Source organism: Bacillus sp. JJ1122 (assembly GCF_036964885.1).
Lineage (GTDB): Bacteria > Bacillota > Bacilli > Bacillales > Cytobacillaceae > Mesobacillus.
In genome coordinates this window covers 21,819-42,716 of the sequence record NZ_JBALQL010000019.1, presented here as the reverse complement: position 1 = coordinate 42,716, position 20,898 = coordinate 21,819, and the positions used below count along the sequence as shown (strand labels likewise).

Below are 20,898 nucleotides of genomic sequence, written 5' to 3'. Positions count from 1 at the left end.
TTGAGTTTTTTTCGGCTGATTTTTGAAGAAATTACTTTTATAAAATAACAATTTAAGGGAGAAATAGTAAAATGAGTAAAGGTGTTGGGAAAATTTTATCAGGTTTTTTAAGCTCTCAAGTTTTAGTAGTACTTCTCTTGCTTCTCTACTACAAAAATTTTTCATTACTCAACTATATTAATATTTCTTTTTATATTTCAAGTTTTCTGCTTTTTACCTCGCTGCTAGTTTTTACAGTTAATTCTGGATTTTTTGATGCAATATCCTATTCGTTCAGGACTGTGTTTGCTGGCAAGGAAGACGGACAGAAGATCAAATCGATTAATGAAATGACACCTTTGTCTGAAATGGTGAAAATCAATACGAATCCGATTCTGATAGTTGGGCTTTTAGACTTTGTTTTAATGCTTGCGGCGCTTTCTATTTACTACCTGTAAAAATTCCCTTTGTGTCCCTTGCATCTTATGTCGTAATTGATTATAATTCTTGTTAATAAAATTGTATTTAAAGGCAATGACAAAGAATAGTACACTTGTTCGAGGTTTTCAGAGAGTTTGTGGTTGGTGCGAGCAAACAGCCTGGCATTTGGAATGGACTTTCGAGCCCCTGCTTCGAACCAAAGTAGATCCAGGCGTATACCCTGCGTTAAAGGGAACCATGCTTTATCTGGCATGGGCTGAGTGACTCATTATTGAGTAATTAGGGTGGCAACACGGACCATTCGTCCCTACTTTATGTAGGGATGGATGGTCTTTTTTTATATATTTTTTTAAGTAACAGGAGGAATTTACATGCAAACGATTTTTTCCGGCATCCAGCCAAGCGGGACGATTACTCTAGGCAATTACATCGGTGCTATGAAGCAATTCACTGAATTGCAGGATGAATACAACTGCTATTTCTGTATTGTTGACCTGCATGCGATTACTGTGCCTCAAGAGAAGCTGCAGCTTCGCAAAAATATCAAAAGCCTGGCAGCTCTATATATTGCCTCAGGTATTGACCCTGAAAAAGTTACACTTTTCATACAATCAGAGGTTCCGGCACATGCCCAGGCAGGGTGGATGATGCAATGTGTCGCTTACATCGGCGAGCTTGAAAGAATGACACAATTCAAAGACAAATCGACTGGAAAGGAAGCTGTTTCAGCTGGTTTATTAACATACCCTCCTTTAATGGCAGCAGATATCCTGCTTTATGGAACGGATCTTGTACCTGTGGGTGAGGATCAGAAACAGCATCTTGAATTAACAAGGGATTTAGCTGAACGCTTCAACAGAAAATACAATGACATTTTTGCAATCCCAGAAGTAAGGATTGCCAAGGTTGGTGCAAGGGTTATGTCATTGCAGGATCCTTTGAAAAAAATGAGCAAATCAGACCCAAATAACAAAGCTTTCATCTCCATGCTTGATGATCCAAAACAGATCGAAAAGAAAATTAAAAGTGCAGTAACTGATTCTGAAGGAATCGTGAAATATGATAAAGAGAATAAACCGGGAATTTCAAATCTCCTTTCTATTTATTCAATCTTATCCGGAAAGTCTGTTGCTGATATTGAGAAAGAATATGAAGGAAAAGGTTACGGAGATTTTAAAGGCGATCTTGCAAAAGTTGTAGTCGATGTGATTGAACCTATCCAGAAAAAATACTTTGAGCTAATCGACTCTCCAGAGTTGGATGAAATACTCGATCGAGGTGCTGAAAAAGCAAACCGTGTTGCCAGCAAAATGCTTGGCAAAATGGAGAATGCGATGGGCCTTGGCCGGAAAAGAAGATAACGTGAGTGGATAAATCAGGAGCTGACTTAGGTTGGCTTCTTTTTATTTTGGTTAATGAAGGTTTTGATTTTTGTACGAGATGGATTCATTAGATGTTTGTCTCCATTAAAAAAGGAGCTGATGATGATCAGCTCCCTAATTTACCTTTGGACCATGTTCCATTTCCCATAATTTCTCGAAAAATGTCTGGCCCTTTATTATGTTTTCGCAGAATTTTTCATGTTTACCGGACCAGCCATATTTCGTTTCTTCAAATAGCTGTTCCCACACTTCCTCGAACGAACGCTGCTGGATTTCTTCATATAACTCCGGTTTCCATTCAGTGAACCAGTAACGCACCTCAGCTACATTTTTTGATGAATTCAATTGATCCATTGCCATGAACAGCAATTGTTTCAATTGCCTTTCTTTGCGCGTCAGCCCCTTCATGAGATCGGGCGAAGGAGAAAGAATATGAAAGTCCTTCAAGGCGGTTTGGTCGTTGAACCCATATTGAATCGTATCCTGATTTTCAATCATTTCATATACTAACTGTTCCTGCCTTGGAATCAAACGGCTTTTTCGGATGGGAATATTGTAGCCAATTGTATCAACCGCGAGGATACCTGTTCCATCAGAAACGACAAAACAGTAGTCGAGCTGGGTGCGCTCATGGTTTTTCCTCAAGTACGCCTTTCTGTATATGTCATCCAGAAGCTGTTGAGGCAACTCTGATAAATCATTCTCAATATAATTAAATAGCAGATGATCAATTTTCAAAAGAGGCACCTGGTCAAGTAGCTCAACCCCGTCATCTTTGCGCCATTCATGAAAATGGCAGACATTATAGCCGTTCTCTTCCCCTTCGAACCAATTTACCCAGACATCATGAAGATACAACATGATTATAACCCCTCACTTCAAGAAACTGTTTGTCCATCAGTATGGGCAGCACTAAGTAAAATTATTCCTTATTAGGAAGATCATTTTTCATCGGTATGATGTGGCCAATATATACTAAGCCAGATGACGCCTATTCCTATAGGCAGCATGTAGCACTCCAACCTTTTAGCTATGAAGGTTAAATACTCAACAAAACCATGTCCCGCAATAATCATGTTTAAATAAGCAATTGTACTGATTCCACCAGACACCGCAATACCAAAACCAATGGTTAACAGTATCAATCTATATATCATTATTCTTGCCCATCTCATTGTGATCGTTGTACATAGCTTTCACCCTTGCCTGTCCATTTTTACATTTATATGATTGAGGGCGGGTGGACAGTACTGGGGATCTTTAATTAATGGACTCCTTAGAGTCATTCCGGAATATATTTTGGATTTCCGGAAAATAAGATATATTTTTCGGAATATATTTTAATTTTCCGGAATAAATTGAGACTTTTCCGGAATAACTCATTGTCTATCCATTTAAATAAAGGCAATTTTTCAACAATCCAGCCGTTAAAAAGGAATTCATCAGCAAACATAGAATTGTAGTGGTATATATCGGACAGAGGAGTGATGGAATTGTTCTATAAAGAAAGGAAAATACCACTTAAATTTAGAGCAGAAGAGGCAATTATAAGACGGCTTGATGGTACACATCCAAAAATCTCGCTTATTCAGGAAAACCATAGGAAATTGTCTGCAGGTATTCGTGGAGGAAAGGAATTAGATTATCAATTAGGCTTTCTTCCTAATGAAAAATACATAATCTTAAATGATCTTAGACTCCAGCAAAATGGTCACTTTTTTTTCAAATTGATACTCTTCTTCTATCCCCTAATGTTTCCTTCATTATTGATTCCAAAAACATTTCAGGAACTGTTTTGTTCGACTTAAATTTGGAACAATGTTTACGGATTTTTAATGGCAAAGAAGAAGGAATACGCGACCCTATTACTCAGGTTCGTACACACAAGCGACTTTTATCCCAATGGCTGATCGATAACAAGATGGGATCCATCTCAATAGAATACTTAGTTGTCATTGCACACTCCACAACAGTGATTAAAACACATGGAAACAGCACAGACAAAAATAGAAGATTACTACATTCTGATCAGCTTTATGAAAGGTTGATTGAATTTGAGAAACGATATTACAAAGAAAACCTAGCATTAAAAGAAATCAAAAAAATTGGCAAACAACTTCTAAAATCCCATACTTCCCTCCTTCCTAAAATCCTCTCAGCATATTCCATTGACCCTCTTGATATAAAGTCAGGAGTCCAATGCCCTTCTTGTTATGCAATACCCATGAATCGGCAGCACGGAAAATGGTTTTGCAACAATTGTGGCTGCAAATCCAAGGATGCCCATATTTCAGCTATAACAGATTATTCCCTACTTTTTAGCCAAACAATTACACTTTCACAATTCCGAAATTTTCTTCTTATTCCTGAATCTAAGGTTAAAATGGCATCTGATTTGTTAGTTCCCCTACAGCTCCCCCACCAGGGCACAAAAAAAGGAAGAGTCTACGACCTCTCCCCAATTTTGAAAATATGATTCTAGACCTATTTATCAGCATCCATTTTAACAAAAATAAAAAATCTACCTTTGTATGGTAGATTTTTTAACGGCGTGATCTAGGATTTAGCGCATCTTTCAAACCTTCACCAATGAAGTTGATGGAGAGGATTGTCAGAGTAATGGCAAGGGCCGGCGGGATCCAGATCCACGGTTTTCCTTGTAATACGTCTGGTTCATTTGCGAAAGAAAGCATATTTCCCCAGCTTGGTATTTCTGCTGGAACTCCAAAACCAAGATAACTTAATGCCGATTCCGACACAATCATTCCAGCGAATAGGATCGTTGCCTGTACAATGATAGTAGAAAGAACGTTTGGCAATAGATGCTTGGTGATAACCTTGAAAGGAGAACAGCCAATTGAGATGGCAGCGAGAATGTATTCATTCTCCTTCTCAGCCAGGATTTTGCTTCGTACAATCCTCGCAACACCGCCCCAGCTAAGCAAGCTGATTACCATGATCAGTACAACAAGTCCGTTTAACTTTCCATAGAAAATTGTACCTAAAACGATAACGAAAACCAGGAATGGGAAGTTTAGGACAAAGTCTGTAAACCTCATTAACATACTGTCAACAACACCGCCGAAGTATCCAGCAATAGAACCGACAACAGTACCGAACATTATAACGAATAAAGTACAACTGATTCCAACTAATAAGGAAATCCTGCCGCCATACAGCAGTCTCGTGAATACATCACGCCCGCTTTTGTCTGTTCCAAGCCAATGTTCAGAAGAGGGAGGCAGTGACATGGAACCAATATTTATTTTAGTAATGTCAATTGTCGTTATATATGGAGCCAAAAATGAAATGATTGATACGAAGATCAAAAAGATCAAGCTTGTCATTGCCAATTTGTTTGCCACAAACTTTTTGCGAGCGATGGCCCATGGAGACAAGCCTTTTTCTGGCTTCAGGTTAATCTGTGTATTTTTTGCTGTTGAAATTTCCATAGCCATCCTCCTTAATCAAGCCTGATCCTTGGATCAACAACTCCATAAAGTATATCGGCAACCAAGTTACCAAATAAAGTCAAGAATGAGAACATCATTGTTAAAGTCATCAGTACCGGATAATCTCTCTGTGCTACCGAGTTCAAAAACAATTGGCCAATTCCTGGGTATGTGAAGATTGTTTCAGTGATGATGGCACCGCCAACCAACGCAACAATATCAAATCCAAGGAAAGTAATCAGCGGGATCATCGAATTTCTTAAAATATGCTGATTGTAGATCTTGCTTTCAGCAGTTCCTTTTGCTCTTGCTGTTCGCACAAAATCTTTACGGCTATTTTCTATAATGTCATTACGCAAAAATTGCGTATAGCTTGCGGTACTTAGTAAACCTAATACAATGGCAGGCAAGAATACGTGGTGCAGCCTGCTGAACCAATAAGCAGCCGTTCCTTCTGTTGCGGATATATCCACCGAACCGTTTGAAGGAAACCAGCCTAGATTAAATGAAAAGAAATAGATGGCGAACACCCCTGCCACGAATGAAGGAAGTGCCAATCCTATATAATTTGCGGTACCTATGGCATTATCGCCTAATGAATAAGGCTTCCTGCCTGCATATATACCCATAATAAACGCAAGTATATATGTGATTAAAATACTTGTGAATCCTAGAAAAATAGTATTAGGCAAACGTTCAACAATAATTTCACTTGCAGGAATCTTATAACGTGTAGACTTTCCAAATTCACCCTGCATGAAGTTCGTAATCCATGTTAAATATTGCTCGTGGATAGGGTCATTATATCCGAGCTTCTCGCGCATCTCTGCTATGTATGCCGGATCCGTATTGTTCGGATCGATTTCTCCACTGAGTGAATCCCCTGGCATAAGTTTCGCCAGGGAAAACACTACGATAGAGATAAGGAAAAGCATAGGGATCATGCCGAGGATGCGTCGTAAACTGTACTTAAGCATATGCATTCTCCTTAACTGAATAAGTGGTTCTTAATTATTGCTTAATCCACCATTCGTGAGATGAATTTGAACCAGATACATCATATTTAACACCTTGTACACGCTTAGAAACAGCGATTGCTTCTTCAAGCTCAAGGATTGGCAATACTGGTACATCTTCATTCATAATCTTCTGCCAGTCAGCATAAAGTTGCTTACGCTTCTCTGTGTCAGTTCCAACTACTTCGATATCTACAGCATCTTGTAGAAGTTTTTCTGCTTTTTCATTTACATAGCGAGGGTAGTTCCATACAGATTCAACACCCCAAAGTGGTAGTGGATCTGGATCAGCGCCAGTACCCCAGCCGCCGTAGAATACTTCTAGAGCTGGATCGTCTTTTTCGATTTGGTCGTAGTAAAGGTTAACGTCAGTCATTTGAAGCTCAGATTTCAAGCCAACTTCTTCCCAGTACTGAGTCAAAGCTTTTGCACGTGCTTCGAAAGTAGGGTTTCCAGTTGCATAATGAGAGAATTTAACAACGAATTTTTCACCCTTAGGATCTTCACGGAATCCGTCACCGTCTTTATCAACATAACCAGCTTTGTCTAATAGTTCTTTAGCCTTTGCAGGGTCATAAGAATATTGAACAGGCATATCTTTGTTATCTGCAGCAATCCAGTGTGCAGATGGGATTGGACGATCTAGTGGTTTGCCAAGTCCGCTGAAGAACGCATTTACCCACTCTTCACGGTTGATTGCGAATAGCATAGCTTGACGAAGTTCTTTGTTAGCATACTTGTCAATGTTCATTACGTTTTTCTTGCCATCGTATTTACCTAATTTGAAACCAACATAGTAGTAAGATAAGCCAGGGAATCTTACAACATCAACATTATCTAAAGCTTCGATTTCTGGAAGTACTGTTGGGTGGAATGGAGTCATGTCAAGAGTTCCATTCTTAAGTTCTCCAGTAGTTAGGGAGCTGTCGATAACTTTAACAATGATCTTTTCTAGGTGAGGCTTGCCTCTCCAGTAGTCTTCATTTCTTGTAAGCTCTACTGATTCACCAGGGACAACTTTTGTAACTTTGAATGGACCAGTTCCTACAGGCTTAGTGCGAACCTGCTCAGAAGCAGCCATGTCTTTAGGTGCGATTCCTTCAAACTCTTTTCTTGAAAGCGGGTAAGACCAAACGTTTTCAAGGTTGTTAACACGGGCTTTGTCGAAAGTGATTTTTAAAGTGTAGTCATCTACAACTTCAAGACCAGAGATCTTGTCAGCTTTCTTTTCGTTGAATTCTTTAACACCTACGATAGTGTTAACGTTTGACCAGCGCTGGTGTTCTCCACCAAGTGTAGCGATTGTTTCGATTGCGAATACCCAGTCATTAACTGTTAGTTCTTCGCCATTGTGCCATTTTACGCCTTTTTCAAATGTGAATGTGAAAGTTTTGTTGTCATCAGTAGTCCAGCTAGCGATGCCTGGTACTGCTTTAAGGTTTTCATCATAGTCGATCAATGCATCGTCGAAGAATGCGATGATATCATCGTCTCCGTCGGCATCGTAGAAGTTCCAGTTCAATAGACCTTTGAATTCAGAATCTAAAGCGTAAACTAATGTGCCGCCATCTTGTGGCTGGCCTTCTGCAGTTGTTCCTTTGTCACCGTCTTTTGGTTCAGTTGTTGTCTTTTCTTTGTCTCCTCCGCTGCACGCAGCAAGGAATGTTGATAAAACCAATACAAGCATGGCTAGCCATAGCAAAGGTTTCTTCATGGTTTTCCCCCCGTTTTTCGTTTTTTTATTTGGTAAAAAAATTGTACCCTAGTAAAGGTGGCAAGCAACCTGATGTCCTGGCTTCACCTCCTTTAAAGCTGGCTTTACCTGAGAACACTCGGCCATCGCAGCTGGGCAGCGCGGATGGAATGGGCATCCTGTTGGAGGATTCATCGGACTTGGAACATCTCCTTCAAGAACGATCCTCTCCTTTTTCCTGCGCGGGTCCGGCATTGGAATAGCTGAGATCAAAGCCTGAGTATATGGGTGGAGCGGTTCAGCATACATGCTGTTGCGGTCAGCAATTTCTACCATATTGCCGAGATACATAACACCGATCCGGTCACTCATATGCTTAACGACACTTAGGTCATGAGCGATGAATAAAAAGGTTAAATCAAATTCCTTTTGAAGCTTCTTCAACAGATTAAGAACCTGCGACTGTACCGATACGTCCAGTGCGGACACCGGCTCATCAGCTATGATCAGCTTTGGCCTCAGGGCAAGTGCACGGGCGATGCCGATCCTCTGCCTCTGGCCTCCAGAAAATTCATGAGCATATTTAAAATAAGCATCTTCTGGAAGTCCAACTTTTGTCAGTAAATCCAACACTTCCTCTTTCAAATCCTTCGTGCTTACATTTTTAAAATTCTTGATTGGTTCAGCGACGATATCACCGACCATTTGCATTGGATTCAACGAAGCGTATGGATCCTGGAACACCATTTGGATATCCTGGCGGATGGCTTGCAGCGACTTCCCTCTTAATTTCGTGATGTCCTTGCCATCAAACAAGATTTCACCATCTGTTGCATTCAACAGGCGGATGATCGTTCTGCCGGTTGTTGATTTGCCACAGCCTGATTCACCTACAAGTCCTAATGTTTCACCCTTTTTTATCTCGAATGAAACATCATCTACAGCTTTTACATTCCCAATTGTTCGTTTGAAGAAGCCGCCTTTCACAGGATAGTAGGTTTTTAGATTCTTGATTTCCAGCAAATTCTCTTTATCTACTAAAGTCGTATTGCTCATTATGCCTTAACTCCTTCTCTTGGCATACTTGCTTCATATAGAATGCACGCCACGTCATGTCCCTTTTCGACCTCTCCCAGCAGCGGTGTAATGCTTGTACATTCCGGCATTGCTTTAGGACAGCGGTTAGCGAATCTGCAACCGGTTGCCGGCATATTCTTAAGAGATGGGACAATCCCCTTGATTGAGCTTAATTCTTCTTTGTCTTCATCCATTTTAGGGATGGCACCCATCATTAATTCTGTATAAGGATGCTTAGGATTATAGAAAAGTGTCTCAACATCTGCACGTTCAACAATTCTGCCAGCATACATAACAATTACTTCATCGCACATTTCAGCTACGACGCCGAGGTCATGAGTGATAAGGATAACTGACATATCGTTTACTTCCTGGATACTCTTGAGCAGGTCAAGGATCTGGGCTTGTACTGTTACGTCCAATGCAGTAGTTGGCTCATCTGCTATTAACAGCTTTGGCTGGTTGGCAATGGCCATCGCAATCATGACCCTTTGTCTCATACCACCAGAAAGTTGGTGAGGGTATTCATCAACAATTTTTTCCGGTCTTGATATACCAACGCTCTTCAGTAGCGCGATACTCTTTTGCCTTGCTTCAGCTTTTGAAATTTTTGTGTGGTTGAAAAGGACCTCTTGAAGCTGGAAACCAATCGTGAATACTGGATTCATTGATGTCATTGGTTCCTGGAATATCATTGAGATATCCTTGCCGCGGATTTTGTTCATTTCCTTTTCGGACATTTGTTCTAAATGAGTCCCCTCAAAAAGGATTTCACCGGATCTGATTTTACCGACGCCTTTAGGCAGCAGCTGCATAACCGAAAGACTCATTACAGATTTTCCGCACCCGGATTCGCCAACAATCCCGACTATCTGACGTGGTTTGACATGAAAAGAAACATTATCAACCGCATTGTAATATTGCCCGTCAATCGAAAAGGCTGTTTCCAGGTTTTTCACCTCTAGTAAAGGTGCTTCTTTATGTATTGAATAATTGCTCATTAGGGACACCTTCTCACATTTTAAATAATAAAATATTCTGCAAATTCAATATATTTTAATAAAATGTTATTACAGATTTATTACAATTGCAATACTTTTTTTTCAATTGGGAAATTTATTATTTTTCAAAAATAATAAAAAACCCCTGTATAAGGGGGTTTTGGCGAATCAAAAAAATGTTAAAAATTTAGCAACTTTGTAAATTTATCGGAAGGAAGTTTGAAGGAAGCTTTTTCAGTAAAGTTTTTATGCTGCTTGTATTGTTTTATGATTTCATATCCCATTGCATATCCCAAAAGCCTTGGCCTGCTTCCCATTCCAAATAAAATTTGATCGTGCAGTTTGTCTTTTCTTGTAATCAAAAGTTTTTCTGAAAGATCTTTTTTCCAAAAATTAGCTAATTCTTCTGTCGAATATCGCCGGCTCCAATCTCCGGTATATTCTTCTCCGCAATTTTCTGCAACTGCATGCTCTGCGAGGCCCTCGAGAATGATTGAGTCAAGCAGCGTGTACTCAGCTGGATCTTTAATCAAGCCGTTCATCCGGCATACATGGTGGTATTCATGGACAAATAATGCTTCTATTTCCTTTGGGTCTTCGATGGGGGTTAAAAATAAAAATAACTTATCTTTAAAGGAGACTCCGGATTTTCCCTTCCCTTCTTTCATTAATCTTCCGTTTGCAGTGTCCATCGGAAAAATAAATATCGGTATTTCAGGTCCTTTCCACTTCCTTTTATACTTCAAGTAGATATTCCCTATGTTCTCCCACAGCTTTCGTGACTTCATCTCTTCATACGTTTTCTTGCTCTTTTGATTCGGCTTGTACATACCAAAATCCTGTAAATATCGGTATATTCTTTGCGGGTTTACTTCACCTGGAAAATGATCCGTTAAACGTTCACATATCTTTTTTGGATTGTCAAAATTCATGTCTAACCATTGATCCGTCCTGATTATCCCATCTCATACCCTCCAAAGACTTTTTATTGTAAGTTTATGAAAGAAGCTTGGAAACGTTCAAAAAATCTTACACAAAAAATTTCCCAACATACTTCTGCTTGATGAAATTCCATTAATAAGAAAAAGCCAGGGAGCTCCTGGCTTCTACTCATTAATCTTTGGGTCAAGTGCGTCTCTGAGTCCATCTCCTACAAAGTTAAAACAAATGACAGTCAAAAGAATCATTAGCCCTGGAGCAAGGGGATACCACCAAGACTTTAATAGAATGGTAAAATTCTGCGCATCCTGAAGCATATTCCCCCAGCTTGCGTGAGGTGGCTGTATTCCTAATCCTAAATAGCTGAGGCCTGATTCAGCCAGAATGACATACCCGACAGCAAGGGTAGCTGAAACAATGATTGGTCCCATTGCATTCGGAAGGATATGAGAGAATATGATTGTATGAGTTTTCGTCCCGATCGTTTTTGAGGCTAGAACGAATTCTCTTGTCCTAAGCGAGAGAAATTCACCTCTTACAAGCCTGGCAGTAGTAGTCCAGCCAAGCAAGGCGAAAATTAGGATCAATTTATCGACGCCTGGCTTAAAGATGGTTACCAAAGTAATCAACAGGAAAATCGATGGAATGGAGAGGATGACATCAACAAATCTCATGATTATCGCGTCTACAATTCCACCCACGTAGCCGGCCACTGCACCAAGGAAGGTTCCTATTGTAATAGAACCGAGTACAGAGGCAAAACCGACGAGTAAGGATACTCTTGCCCCATATAAAAGCCTTGAAAAAGTATCCCTTCCGAAACGATCTGTACCAAGCCAATGCTCACTGCTTGGCGGCTGTAATTTTTGTAACAGGTTTTGTTTGGAAGGTGAATATGGGGCAATGACCGGTGCCAGAATGGCAGCAGTAATAATGATGATGAGAAAGACAGCACCCATAACAGCGAGTTTATTTTTGAAAAACTTTCTGGTGATAATCCCGAGCATCGTGTCTCGCTGTGTCTTGATGCCATGCATTTCAAGATTACCTGAGGTATTTCCAGCTAAGTTTGTTTGTGCCATGTGTACCTCCCCTTAGTACTCAATCCTTGGATCAAAAATTGCGTATAAAATATCAGCGACCAGATTGCCTATTACTACAAAGACAGCCGAGATCACCGTTAGACCCATAATAACTGGATAGTCCCGCTGAAATGCTGAATCTACGAATAACAATCCGATGCCAGGCCATGTAAAGATTTTTTCCACAATGACTGCTCCGCCGATGAAAGAAGGAATCATCAGCCCAAAGATTGTGATCACTGGTATAAGTCCATTGCGCAGGCCATGTTTATAGATAACCTTTTTTTCCTTAAAGCCCTTTGCTCTAGCTGTCCTGATATAATCCTGCTTGATTACCTCAAGCATACTGGATCGTGTATATCGTGTCAGTCCTGCCATATCAGCGGCTGCAAGAACAAATGCTGGCATTATCAAATGATGGAGCCGATCCCAGAGACTAAAAGGAGCGTTCAAGGTCGCAACCCCACCCGTCGGAAACCAATTTATCTGGACGGCAAACACCATGATTAAAATCAGGCCAAGGAAAAAGTTTGGCGTCGCTACTCCCAGGAAGGAAGTCACCGTAACTGTATAATCAAGCTTTGAATATGGCCTAGTTGCAGATATGACACCAAAAGGAATGGAAACCAACAATGCCAGGATTGTAGATACGACCATCAATAAAATCGTATTTGGCATTCTGTTCATAATCATTTCAATTACCGGGACGCCTTTACGGATAAGGGATGTCCCAAAGTCGCCCTGCAGCATAGCCCCGAGCCACTTAAAATACTGAATATGGATAGGATCATTGAGTCCGTACCTCTCCATGAATTTTGCCTTGTCTGCCGGACTGATCGTCGGATCCATCAACAAGCTGGAAGGATCACCTGGTGCCAATTTCATGATGGCAAAGGAGACAACCGTTATCCCTAACAGCAATGGAATGGCCATCAATATTCGGCGAATGATATAAGATAGCATGGAAATTCTCCTTTTTTATCAGGCTATTTTTGCTCTTATTTTGAGGCATGATCTTTTTAAAGGCTGTTTTCATAAGCATTGTTGCGATTAAAATAGTGTTGACTGGTACCGCTCACCTGTCCCGATGATCCCGCAGGACTTAGAAAAAGCTCTTTGAGCCGACACAGCACGATGAAAATGTGTTAGCCTTTCACCAATATTCCAAAACAAAAATCAGCTTTAATATGCCTAAAAAGCCTTCTATAAGAACTTGATAAAATATATGCGAATTACGAAAAGCTCCAAATCAATAATGTATGGTAATGACTGAAAATAGTCTTATTTTCAATAAGGAAGAAAGGGAAGAACATTCCTTCCCTTTCTATCTAAGTTGTGTGCCTCTTTAACTTATTTTTTAAGCCACCATTTGTAAATCTCATAAAAATCATCTCTTGCATTGAATACATAGCCTTCGAGATTTGCAGGCATTACACGGTGTACGTTTGGATAGTACAGGAACGAATACGGCTGGTCTTCTGCGATAATCTTGTAGATATCTGCATATGCCTTCTTATATTCATCTTGATCCATGATTTGTTTAGCATCTTCCATCAACTTATCCGCCTCAGGATTTGAATACCAAACAAAGTTTAGACCTTCTGCCTGCTGGCTTGTATGGAAAATATCATATTGATCTGGGAACGTTGATAAAGCCCATCCAAGTACAAGAGCGTCATAGTTCCAATTTGGTGCAGAAATTTGCTCAATGAATGCGCTCCATTCTACGATTTCAGGTTTCGCTTCAATGCCTACCTCTTTAAGCTGTTCCTGAAGAACAACAACGATGTCTTCACGGACTTTATTTCCCTGGTTTGTTTTAACTGTGAAGGAGAATTTCTTTCCATCTTTATCAAGGATTCCGTCTCCGTCAGTGTCCTTCCAGCCTGCTTCTGCCAGTAATGACTTAGCTTTTTCAACATCATATTCGAATTTTGGCACGTCATCATTATAAGCCCATGAAAGCGGACTTTCCGGAACGTGAGCAACTTGACCGTCACCGTTCATTACAGACGATACAATTGCTTCTCTGTCAATGGCATGCGTGATTGCCTGGCGGACTTTCTTGTCTTTAAACAGCTCATTCTTCTCGTTATAGCCAAGATATGTGTAGGATAGGCCTAATCCCGATTCTACTTTCACACCTGGGAATGATTTTACTGTCTCGATATCTGTTCCAGGGACACCAGCGGCAAATTGGATATCGCCAGCTTGAATCTGTGCGATCATTGCGTCCATGTCAGGAACGATTTTGTATGTTAATGTGTCAAGGTTCGGACGACCTTTGAAATAATCATCGAATGCTTCAACCTTTACATACTCTCCATCTTTCCATTCAACAAACTTGAATGGGCCTGTTCCGATCGGGCTCTTTGTATTGAATTCATGCTCGCCTAATTTAGCAACAGGTACATCCTTTAGGATATGTTCAGGCAAAATGCCATAGCTTAATGAAACCGGATAGAATGAAGCATCCTTCTTGCTAAGCTTGAACTCTACAGTGTAATCATCAATTTTGGTAACCTTATCCAATGCTTCAAATGCTGATCCGCGTTCCCCGTTATAATCAGGATTTTTTGGGATGCTGTACGTGAACACTACATCATCAGCAGTGAATTCTTCACCATCATGCCATTTAATGCCCTTTTTCAGTTTTGCAGTATAAGTAAGGCCGTCATCTGATGCCTGGATATCTTCCGCCATGCTAAGAGTTGGGTTAAATTCTGTATCTGAAGATACTAAGCTGTCGTAGATAAAGCCTTCAATATCCGAGCTAGATGTATCAGTTGAGTATAATGGGTTAAAGAGTGTTGGAGCACCAGTTGAACCAATGATTAAATCCCCGCCCTTTTGCGGTCCTTCAGCTACCTCTTCATCTTTCGTTCCGTCCTTGCCATCTTTTCCCTGGGAATTATCGGCTGGCTTGTCGCCGTTATTGCAGGCTGTCAGGAATATAGAGAGAATCAGGGTCAAGCATATTAACCACCACGAAGCTTTTCTTAATTTCACATTATTTCCCCCTTAAACTATATTGATTTTTTTGTTTTTCATAAACAAACCGGTGCACCTATCTCCTCCTTTCAAGTCATTCTGTCATCAGTTATTTGAATAGGTGACAGGCAACAAAATGGTTTTCTTTGACTTCATTGAAGTCAGGATTCACTTGCTTGCAAAGATCAAATGCGGCAGGACACCTTGTATGGAATACACACCCATTGGGTGGATTTGCCGGACTTGGAAGCTCACCTTTTAGAAGGATCCGTTCCCGCTTTTGCGCTCCTTTTTTCCTTGGTACAGGTACTGCAGACAGGAGTGCCTGCGTATAAGGGTGAAGCGGCTCAGCATATAGCTCTTTTTTTGAAGCAAGTTCCATCATTTTTCCAAGATACATAACTCCGACTATGTCGCTAATATGTCTGACAACACTCAAATCGTGAGAGATAAAAATATAGGTTAATCCAAATTCCTCCTGAAGGTCCTCCATCAGGTTGATAATCTGGGCTTGAATCGAAACATCCAGTGCGGATACTGCTTCATCGGCTATGATCAAATCCGGATTCAGCGCAAGGGCCCTTGCAATTCCAATTCTTTGACGCTGTCCTCCTGAAAATTCGTGTGGATAACGGTTTATAAAAGAAGCATTCAGGCCAACCTTCTCTAATAGTGCTTCTACCTTTTCATCTCTTTCCTTGCTTTTGTATTGATGATGTGTATCCAGCGGTTCTCGAATGATCGATCTCAATGTTTTTCTTGGATTGAGAGAGGCAAACGGATCCTGAAAGATCATCTGGATATTTTTGCGGACATCTTTGCGCAGCTCCGATTCAGAGAGATTAGAGATATCCTTCCCTTTAAAAAAGATTTTGCCTTCTGTAGGTTCATAGAGTCTGATAATTGTTCTTCCAACAGTGGATTTTCCACATCCTGATTCGCCAACTATGCCTAAGGTTTCACCCTTGTTCACCCTCAAATTTATTCCATCAACTGCCTTAATATGACCAACAGTCTTTTGCAGCAGTCCAGATTTAATAGGAAAGTGCTTCTTGACATTCGTCAATTCAAGTAAAGTTTCGGAGGTTTTTATCTGCTGAGTAAATCTCATAGTTTCATTTGTTGTGATCATTGGTTCACCTCCTTGCCATCTTGTAAAAAGCATCTTACTGAACGATTTCCGCTTTTAATCTCAAGCTGTGGCATTTCAGCATAACAACGATTAAAGGCATGCGGACATCTTGGTGCAAAACGGCAGCCAGGCGGGAGTTTTTCTGGTGACGGAACATTGCCCTCAATTGAGATCAGCCTTGCACGATCTTCATCAATCGATGGAATTGAGCCCATTAGGCCAACTGTATATGGATGAAGAGGTTCTTCAAATAATTCTTCTACAAGTGCTTCCTCTACCACCTGCCCCGCATATAGAACAATCACTCGGTCCGCTACCTCTGACACCACACCTAAATCATGAGTAATGATCAGGATTGAGGTATCAAATTTTTTACTTAAATCCTTCATTAAATCCAAAATTTGAGCCTGGATGGTAACATCCAAGGCAGTTGTTGGCTCGTCAGCAATCAGGAGTTTAGGGTTGCAGCTCATAGCCATTGCAATCATTACCCGCTGCCTCATGCCTCCAGATAAACGATGCGGATAATCATTCACAATTTCATTCGCCCGGGAGAACCCAACCATTTCTAGCATCTCGATTGCCTTTTTCTTCGCCGTGGTTTTGTTTAAATTCTGGTGATAAGTCAGTACTTCTGTAATCTGTTCGCCAATGGTAAGGACTGGATTAAGAGAGGTCATGGGCTCCTGGAAGATCATTGAGATATCATTCCCGCGTATTTTGCACATTTCATCCTCACTCAGCTTAGTAAGATCTATCCCTTCAAAATTGATCTGCCCGTCCACGATTTCCCCGGGCGGGTTTGGAATCAGTCTCATGATCGATAGTGAGGTTATACTCTTTCCCGAGCCAGACTCTCCTACCAAAGCTACCGTTTCTCCTTTATTTATGACCAAATCAACTCCGTCGACCGCAGGAATGACTGTTTTATTTCTTTTAAAATAGGTTTTTAGATTTTTCATTTCCAATAAAGCTGCCACTTTTCTTGTCCACCGCCCTATCTAACTTAAATTGATATAAATTAGTGATATAAACAAAGTTAAAGATTCTAATAATTATTAATTATTAAAAAATGTTTCATTTTATTACTCTTTCATTACTTTTTTGATAGGAATTTATAAATAGCGGGACTTGAGATTTAGATTTTATAGGCTTTTAGGTACAGGTTTTTGGTTAGAGGCCGTTTACAGGAAGAAACTTTATTGGAGAAATAGAAGTGCGCAAAGGCTTAACTCACCTCAGAAAAGGAGCATCTTTTGTGGAAGTCAACAAATTTTTACTAGCTAATGATCTTGAGTGAATTTTCAAGAACCGCTCAATCTCTTTTTAACACGCGATTGAGTGTTGACTATAAGAAGGTCATATTATATTGGTCCATTAATAAAGTCCTTGGATACCTAAAAATACAAAATGCGGAAAATTAGATCACCAATAAAGGCTCTTGGGTACCTAAAAATACAAGAAGTGGAAAAAAAGGTCGCCAATAAAGACCCTTGGTTATCTATAAGAGCAAAATGTGGAAAAGGAATGGTTATGAGAGACGCTCATATGACCATTCAATCAGCTTTTACGTTCGAATGGTGGGGGGAGGTTTCAAAGATCCCCATCTCTCGTCCAAACAAAATAAAAAGACTGTAGACAACTCGATTTTCATCGAGATTGTTTACAGTCTGAGACGGCACTCCCTATCGTTTTATACGTTATATTTACGAAATGCTATTGTAGCGTTATGTCCGCCAAATCCTAAAGAGTTGCTTATTGCAGCATTAACTTCCTGTCTGCGTGCTTCATTCGGCACATAATCCAGGTCGCATTCTGAATCTGGAGTTTCAAGATTAATTGTTGGCGGCAGTATTCCTTCCTTTAAAGCAAGGACAGTGAAAATTGCCTCAATACCACCTGCTGCTCCTAGCAGGTGACCAGTCATTGATTTAGTTGAACTAACAGCAAGGTTGTAAGCATGCTCGCCAAAAACGGATTTAATAGCCATCGTTTCGAATTTATCATTATATTCCGTGCTCGTTCCATGAGCATTGATATAGCCAACTTCTTCTGGTGCAAGTCCGGCATCGTCAAGTGCCATTTTCATCGCACGTGCTCCGCCTTCGCCTTCAGGAGCTGGTGCGGTGATATGATAAGCATCTCCGGTTGCTCCATAGCCAACGATTTCAGCGTAAATTTTTGCGCCGCGGGCAAGTGCGTGTTCCAGTTCTTCAAGAACAACTATACCTGCTCCTTCACCCATTACGAATCCGTCACGATTTTTATCGAAAGGTCTGCTTGCCTTTTGTGGATCCTGGTTCGTTGATAGAGCCGTGTTCGCACAGAAGCCGGCGAATGACATTTTGGTGATTGGCGCTTCTGCTCCACCTGATACCATCACATCAGCATCACCGCGCTGGATCACTTTGAAAGCATCGCCAATCGAGTTTGTACCAGTCGCACATGCCGTTACTGTACAAGAGTTAAAGCCTCGGGCGCCAAGAGTGATGGATACTTGTCCTGTAGCCATATCTGGAATCATCATCGGCACGAAGAATGGGCTGACCCTGCGGTAACCTCTGTTCATGAAGGTTTCATGCTGCTGCTCAAATGTTTCCATTCCGCCGATTCCAGATCCGATCCAAACCCCTACTCTAGGTGCATTTTCATCGTTGATTTCAAGGCCAGAATCTTTTACGGCCATCAAGGATGCAGCAACTGCATAATGAGTGAAGCGATCCATTTTCCTGGCATCTTTTTTATCAATAAAATTTTCTACATTGAATTCCTTTACTTCCGCAGCTACCTTAGCAGGAAAGTCATCTGCATTCAGCCTTGTTACCGGGCCGATTCCTGAGACACCTTCAACAATATTATTCCAAGTAGTTTCTGCATCATTTCCAAGCGGAGTGACTGCCCCGATACCAGTAACTACAACTCTGCGTTTCTCCATCTTCATTACATCTCCTTTTACTAGGCTCTGTCGTTGTATAGAGCTTGAATTTGGCCTGGCTTTTCGCCTATTTATGAATAATCTATCCGAATAGCTTTTACTTCATTATTATTGGCCCCAGCGCATGGCGATTGCTCCCCATGTAAGACCGCCGCCAAAACCAACCATGACAACTAAATCCCCATCCTTAATTTTTCCTGCTTCAAGTTCTTCCGCTAGGGATATAGGAATGGAAGCTGCTGATGTATTTCCATATTTATGGACGGTTTTTGACATTTTTTCAACCGGCAGTTCAAGTCTTTGGCGGGCTGCTTCCATAATTCTTATATTTGCCTGATGAGGAATCAGGAAATCAACATCCTCTTTAGATAGCCCAGCTTTTTCAAGAACATTGATGCTGCTTTCTCCCATTTGCCGAACGGCGAATTTAAATACTTCCCTGCCATTCATGACGATATAATCTTCCTGATAAAGATGCTTGCCACCTGAACCGTCAGCTCCCAGCTCGAAGGAAAGAACTCCTTTGCCATCTCCTACAGGGCCCATTACTACTGCGCCGGCTCCATCACCAAATAGCACAGCGGTATTCCGGTCTTGCCAGTCGGTGATTTTAGATAGCTTTTCCACACCTACTATTAAAACATATTTATAAGTACCTGCTTCAATAAATTGTTTCCCTGTGACCATCCCATACATGAAACCCGCACATGCAGCACTTAAATCCATTGCCGCCGCTTTCTTCGCTCCCAGTTGGTCCTGGAGCATACAAGAAACGGTTGGGAACGGCTGGTCAGGAGTGACTGTAGCTACAAGAATCAAATCAATTTCCTCCGCCGAAATCCCTGCTTTGTCAATTGCTTCTTTAGCGGCACGATAAGCCATATCGGACGTATCCATATCATCCCCGGCAATCCTTCTTGCTTCAATCCCTGTTCTTGAACGAATCCACTCATCTGAAGTATCCATTCTTTTTTCTAGATCAAGGTTTGTCACAATATTATCCGGCAAGTACCGTCCAACCCCTATTATCCCTGCATTCATGGGATCCATCTCCTTTTTAACCTGATTTATGTCTATTATCCCTCAAGTATTATTATCAATTATTATGACTTGGTACTAATTTTATCAGAAAAGGCTCTTATCCTGCAACTGTAAATTAAGAATTCCGCATATGACCTAGTCCATGTAACCATTTACTTCATAAACTAACACTGAGTATTAAATAGAAAGGGGCGAATACAATGGGGGATGAGCGAACCCGGGATGCCTTCGATTTTATGCTGGGGGGAAATAGCAAAAATCTGCGAGATCAATCGATTCATGAGGAGAATGAATCAGAAAATGATTTCCGGCATTTCATGTTTGGTAATTCAACAGAGGAAGAAACGAAAGCAAGAGATAACAAATCGACTGGAAGCGGCCTGCTCAACCAGATTGATTTAGGTGAAGTTCTATATCATGTCGACACACTGATTACTTCTGCAAAAGAATTGAAGCCTCTTTTTGGTAAAGTACGTCCTTATTTTGATCATCTCATAGACAAAAATAAAAGCTGAGGCAATGAGCCTCAGCTTTTTCCCATAGAAATTATTCTTTTGCTGCATCTGCTTTCCCAAGCTCATATGCTTCATTCATCACTTTAGTGAACAGTGTGAAAAAAGGCTGCAGGTTGTCCATAGTCAGCTCAATACCAGCGGCTTCAAGCTGCTGTTGAGCTTCAGGAAGATACTTCATGGCAATTTGCATAAATTCCATTGTTTTGTCGTTATTTTGCATGA

Annotated in this window: 20 protein-coding genes, 1 pseudogene and 1 other annotated feature; of the genes and pseudogenes, 6 read left to right on the top strand and 15 right to left on the bottom strand. The window is 40.8% G+C overall.

What is annotated here, in order from left to right:
• Positions 1–71: 71 nt before the first annotated feature.
• On the top strand, positions 72–437 hold the full coding sequence (locus tag V7201_RS10920) for a DUF3899 domain-containing protein (RefSeq protein WP_335376762.1): 366 nt from the start codon (positions 72–74) through the stop codon (positions 435–437).
• 67 nt (positions 438–504) lie between these two features.
• Positions 505–732, top strand: a binding site (T-box leader).
• Positions 733–791: 59 nt separating this feature from the next.
• Positions 792–1,781, top strand: coding sequence for a tryptophan--tRNA ligase (gene trpS, locus V7201_RS10915; protein ID WP_335376761.1), 990 nt, complete (start codon positions 792–794; stop codon positions 1,779–1,781).
• 135 nt (positions 1,782–1,916) lie between these two features.
• On the opposite strand, the gene V7201_RS10910 is transcribed toward trpS, so the two are convergent.
• A complete protein-coding gene (locus tag V7201_RS10910; RefSeq protein WP_335376760.1) occupies positions 1,917–2,663 on the bottom strand; it encodes a YjbA family protein in 747 nt (248 codons plus the stop codon).
• 632 nt (positions 2,664–3,295) lie between these two features.
• On the opposite strand from V7201_RS10910, the gene V7201_RS10905 reads away from it, so the two are divergent.
• From V7201_RS10905 to V7201_RS10900, 3 genes and pseudogenes are all read left to right on the top strand, one after another.
• Entirely contained in the window at positions 3,296–3,610 is a 315-nt protein-coding gene (locus V7201_RS10905) for a hypothetical protein (protein ID WP_335376759.1), read from the top strand.
• Positions 3,529–3,699 (top strand): annotated as a pseudogene (locus tag V7201_RS23200) (nuclease-related domain-containing protein); the annotation flags it as partial. The gene V7201_RS10905 and the pseudogene V7201_RS23200, both read left to right, overlap by 82 nt.
• Positions 3,700–3,723: 24 nt before the next feature.
• Entirely contained in the window at positions 3,724–4,278 is a 555-nt protein-coding gene (locus V7201_RS10900) for a hypothetical protein (RefSeq protein WP_335376758.1), read from the top strand.
• Between the two features lie 67 nt (positions 4,279–4,345).
• Here the strand turns inward: V7201_RS10900 and opp4C (V7201_RS10895) are convergent, their stop codons facing one another.
• The 13 genes from opp4C (V7201_RS10895) to V7201_RS10835 all read right to left on the bottom strand — a co-directional run bounded on the left by opp4C (V7201_RS10895) (position 4,346) and on the right by V7201_RS10835 (position 20,161).
• Positions 4,346–5,254 (bottom strand): oligopeptide ABC transporter permease, encoded by a 909-nt coding sequence (gene opp4C / locus V7201_RS10895; protein WP_335376757.1) that lies wholly within the window; start codon positions 5,252–5,254, stop codon positions 4,346–4,348.
• Positions 5,255–5,265: 11 nt separating this feature from the next.
• A complete protein-coding gene (gene opp4B, locus V7201_RS10890; RefSeq protein ID WP_335376756.1) occupies positions 5,266–6,231 on the bottom strand; it encodes an oligopeptide ABC transporter permease in 966 nt (321 codons plus the stop codon).
• Positions 6,232–6,265: 34 nt separating this feature from the next.
• A complete protein-coding gene (gene opp4A, locus V7201_RS10885; RefSeq protein ID WP_335376755.1) occupies positions 6,266–7,984 on the bottom strand; it encodes an oligopeptide ABC transporter substrate-binding protein in 1,719 nt (572 codons plus the stop codon).
• A gap of 48 nt (positions 7,985–8,032) precedes the next feature.
• Positions 8,033–9,019, bottom strand: a complete 987-nt coding sequence (locus V7201_RS10880) for an ABC transporter ATP-binding protein (RefSeq protein WP_335376754.1) — start codon at positions 9,017–9,019, stop codon at positions 8,033–8,035.
• Positions 9,019–10,041 (bottom strand): ABC transporter ATP-binding protein, encoded by a 1,023-nt coding sequence (locus V7201_RS10875; RefSeq protein WP_335376753.1) that lies wholly within the window; start codon positions 10,039–10,041, stop codon positions 9,019–9,021. The genes V7201_RS10880 and V7201_RS10875 overlap by 1 nt, the downstream gene beginning before the upstream one ends.
• Positions 10,042–10,220: 179 nt before the next feature.
• Positions 10,221–10,871 carry a DUF2268 domain-containing protein gene (locus V7201_RS10870; protein ID WP_335376752.1) on the bottom strand — a complete coding sequence of 217 codons (651 nt, stop codon included), beginning with the start codon at positions 10,869–10,871 and terminating at the stop codon, positions 10,221–10,223.
• Positions 10,872–11,147: 276 nt separating this feature from the next.
• A complete protein-coding gene (gene opp4C, locus V7201_RS10865) occupies positions 11,148–12,017 on the bottom strand; it encodes an oligopeptide ABC transporter permease (protein WP_335376879.1) in 870 nt (289 codons plus the stop codon).
• A 57-nt stretch (positions 12,018–12,074) separates the two neighbouring features.
• A complete protein-coding gene (locus V7201_RS10860) occupies positions 12,075–13,025 on the bottom strand; it encodes an ABC transporter permease (protein WP_335376751.1) in 951 nt (316 codons plus the stop codon).
• A gap of 387 nt (positions 13,026–13,412) precedes the next feature.
• On the bottom strand, positions 13,413–15,071 hold the full coding sequence (locus V7201_RS10855) for a peptide-binding protein (protein ID WP_335376750.1): 1,659 nt from the start codon (positions 15,069–15,071) through the stop codon (positions 13,413–13,415).
• Positions 15,072–15,162: 91 nt separating this feature from the next.
• The gene (locus tag V7201_RS10850) at positions 15,163–16,164 is read right to left on the bottom strand and encodes an ABC transporter ATP-binding protein (RefSeq protein WP_335376878.1); all 1,002 of its coding nucleotides are present in this window, start codon (positions 16,162–16,164) and stop codon (positions 15,163–15,165) included.
• Between the two features lie 17 nt (positions 16,165–16,181).
• Positions 16,182–17,165 (bottom strand): ABC transporter ATP-binding protein, encoded by a 984-nt coding sequence (locus V7201_RS10845; RefSeq protein ID WP_335376749.1) that lies wholly within the window; start codon positions 17,163–17,165, stop codon positions 16,182–16,184.
• A 713-nt stretch (positions 17,166–17,878) separates the two neighbouring features.
• The gene (gene fabF / locus V7201_RS10840; protein WP_335376748.1) at positions 17,879–19,120 is read right to left on the bottom strand and encodes a beta-ketoacyl-ACP synthase II; all 1,242 of its coding nucleotides are present in this window, start codon (positions 19,118–19,120) and stop codon (positions 17,879–17,881) included.
• 108 nt (positions 19,121–19,228) lie between these two features.
• Positions 19,229–20,161: a beta-ketoacyl-ACP synthase III gene (locus V7201_RS10835; RefSeq protein WP_335376747.1), complete on the bottom strand. Its 933-nt coding sequence runs from the start codon at positions 20,159–20,161 to the stop codon at positions 19,229–19,231.
• 200 nt (positions 20,162–20,361) lie between these two features.
• Here V7201_RS10835 and V7201_RS10830 point away from each other — a divergent pair, with 200 nt between their 5' ends.
• Positions 20,362–20,676 (top strand): hypothetical protein, encoded by a 315-nt coding sequence (locus V7201_RS10830; RefSeq protein ID WP_335376746.1) that lies wholly within the window; start codon positions 20,362–20,364, stop codon positions 20,674–20,676.
• Between the two features lie 31 nt (positions 20,677–20,707).
• Here the strand turns inward: V7201_RS10830 and V7201_RS10825 are convergent, their stop codons facing one another.
• Positions 20,708–20,896, bottom strand: coding sequence for a ComZ family protein (locus V7201_RS10825; protein ID WP_335376745.1), 189 nt, complete (start codon positions 20,894–20,896; stop codon positions 20,708–20,710).
• Positions 20,897–20,898: the final 2 nt, after the last annotated feature.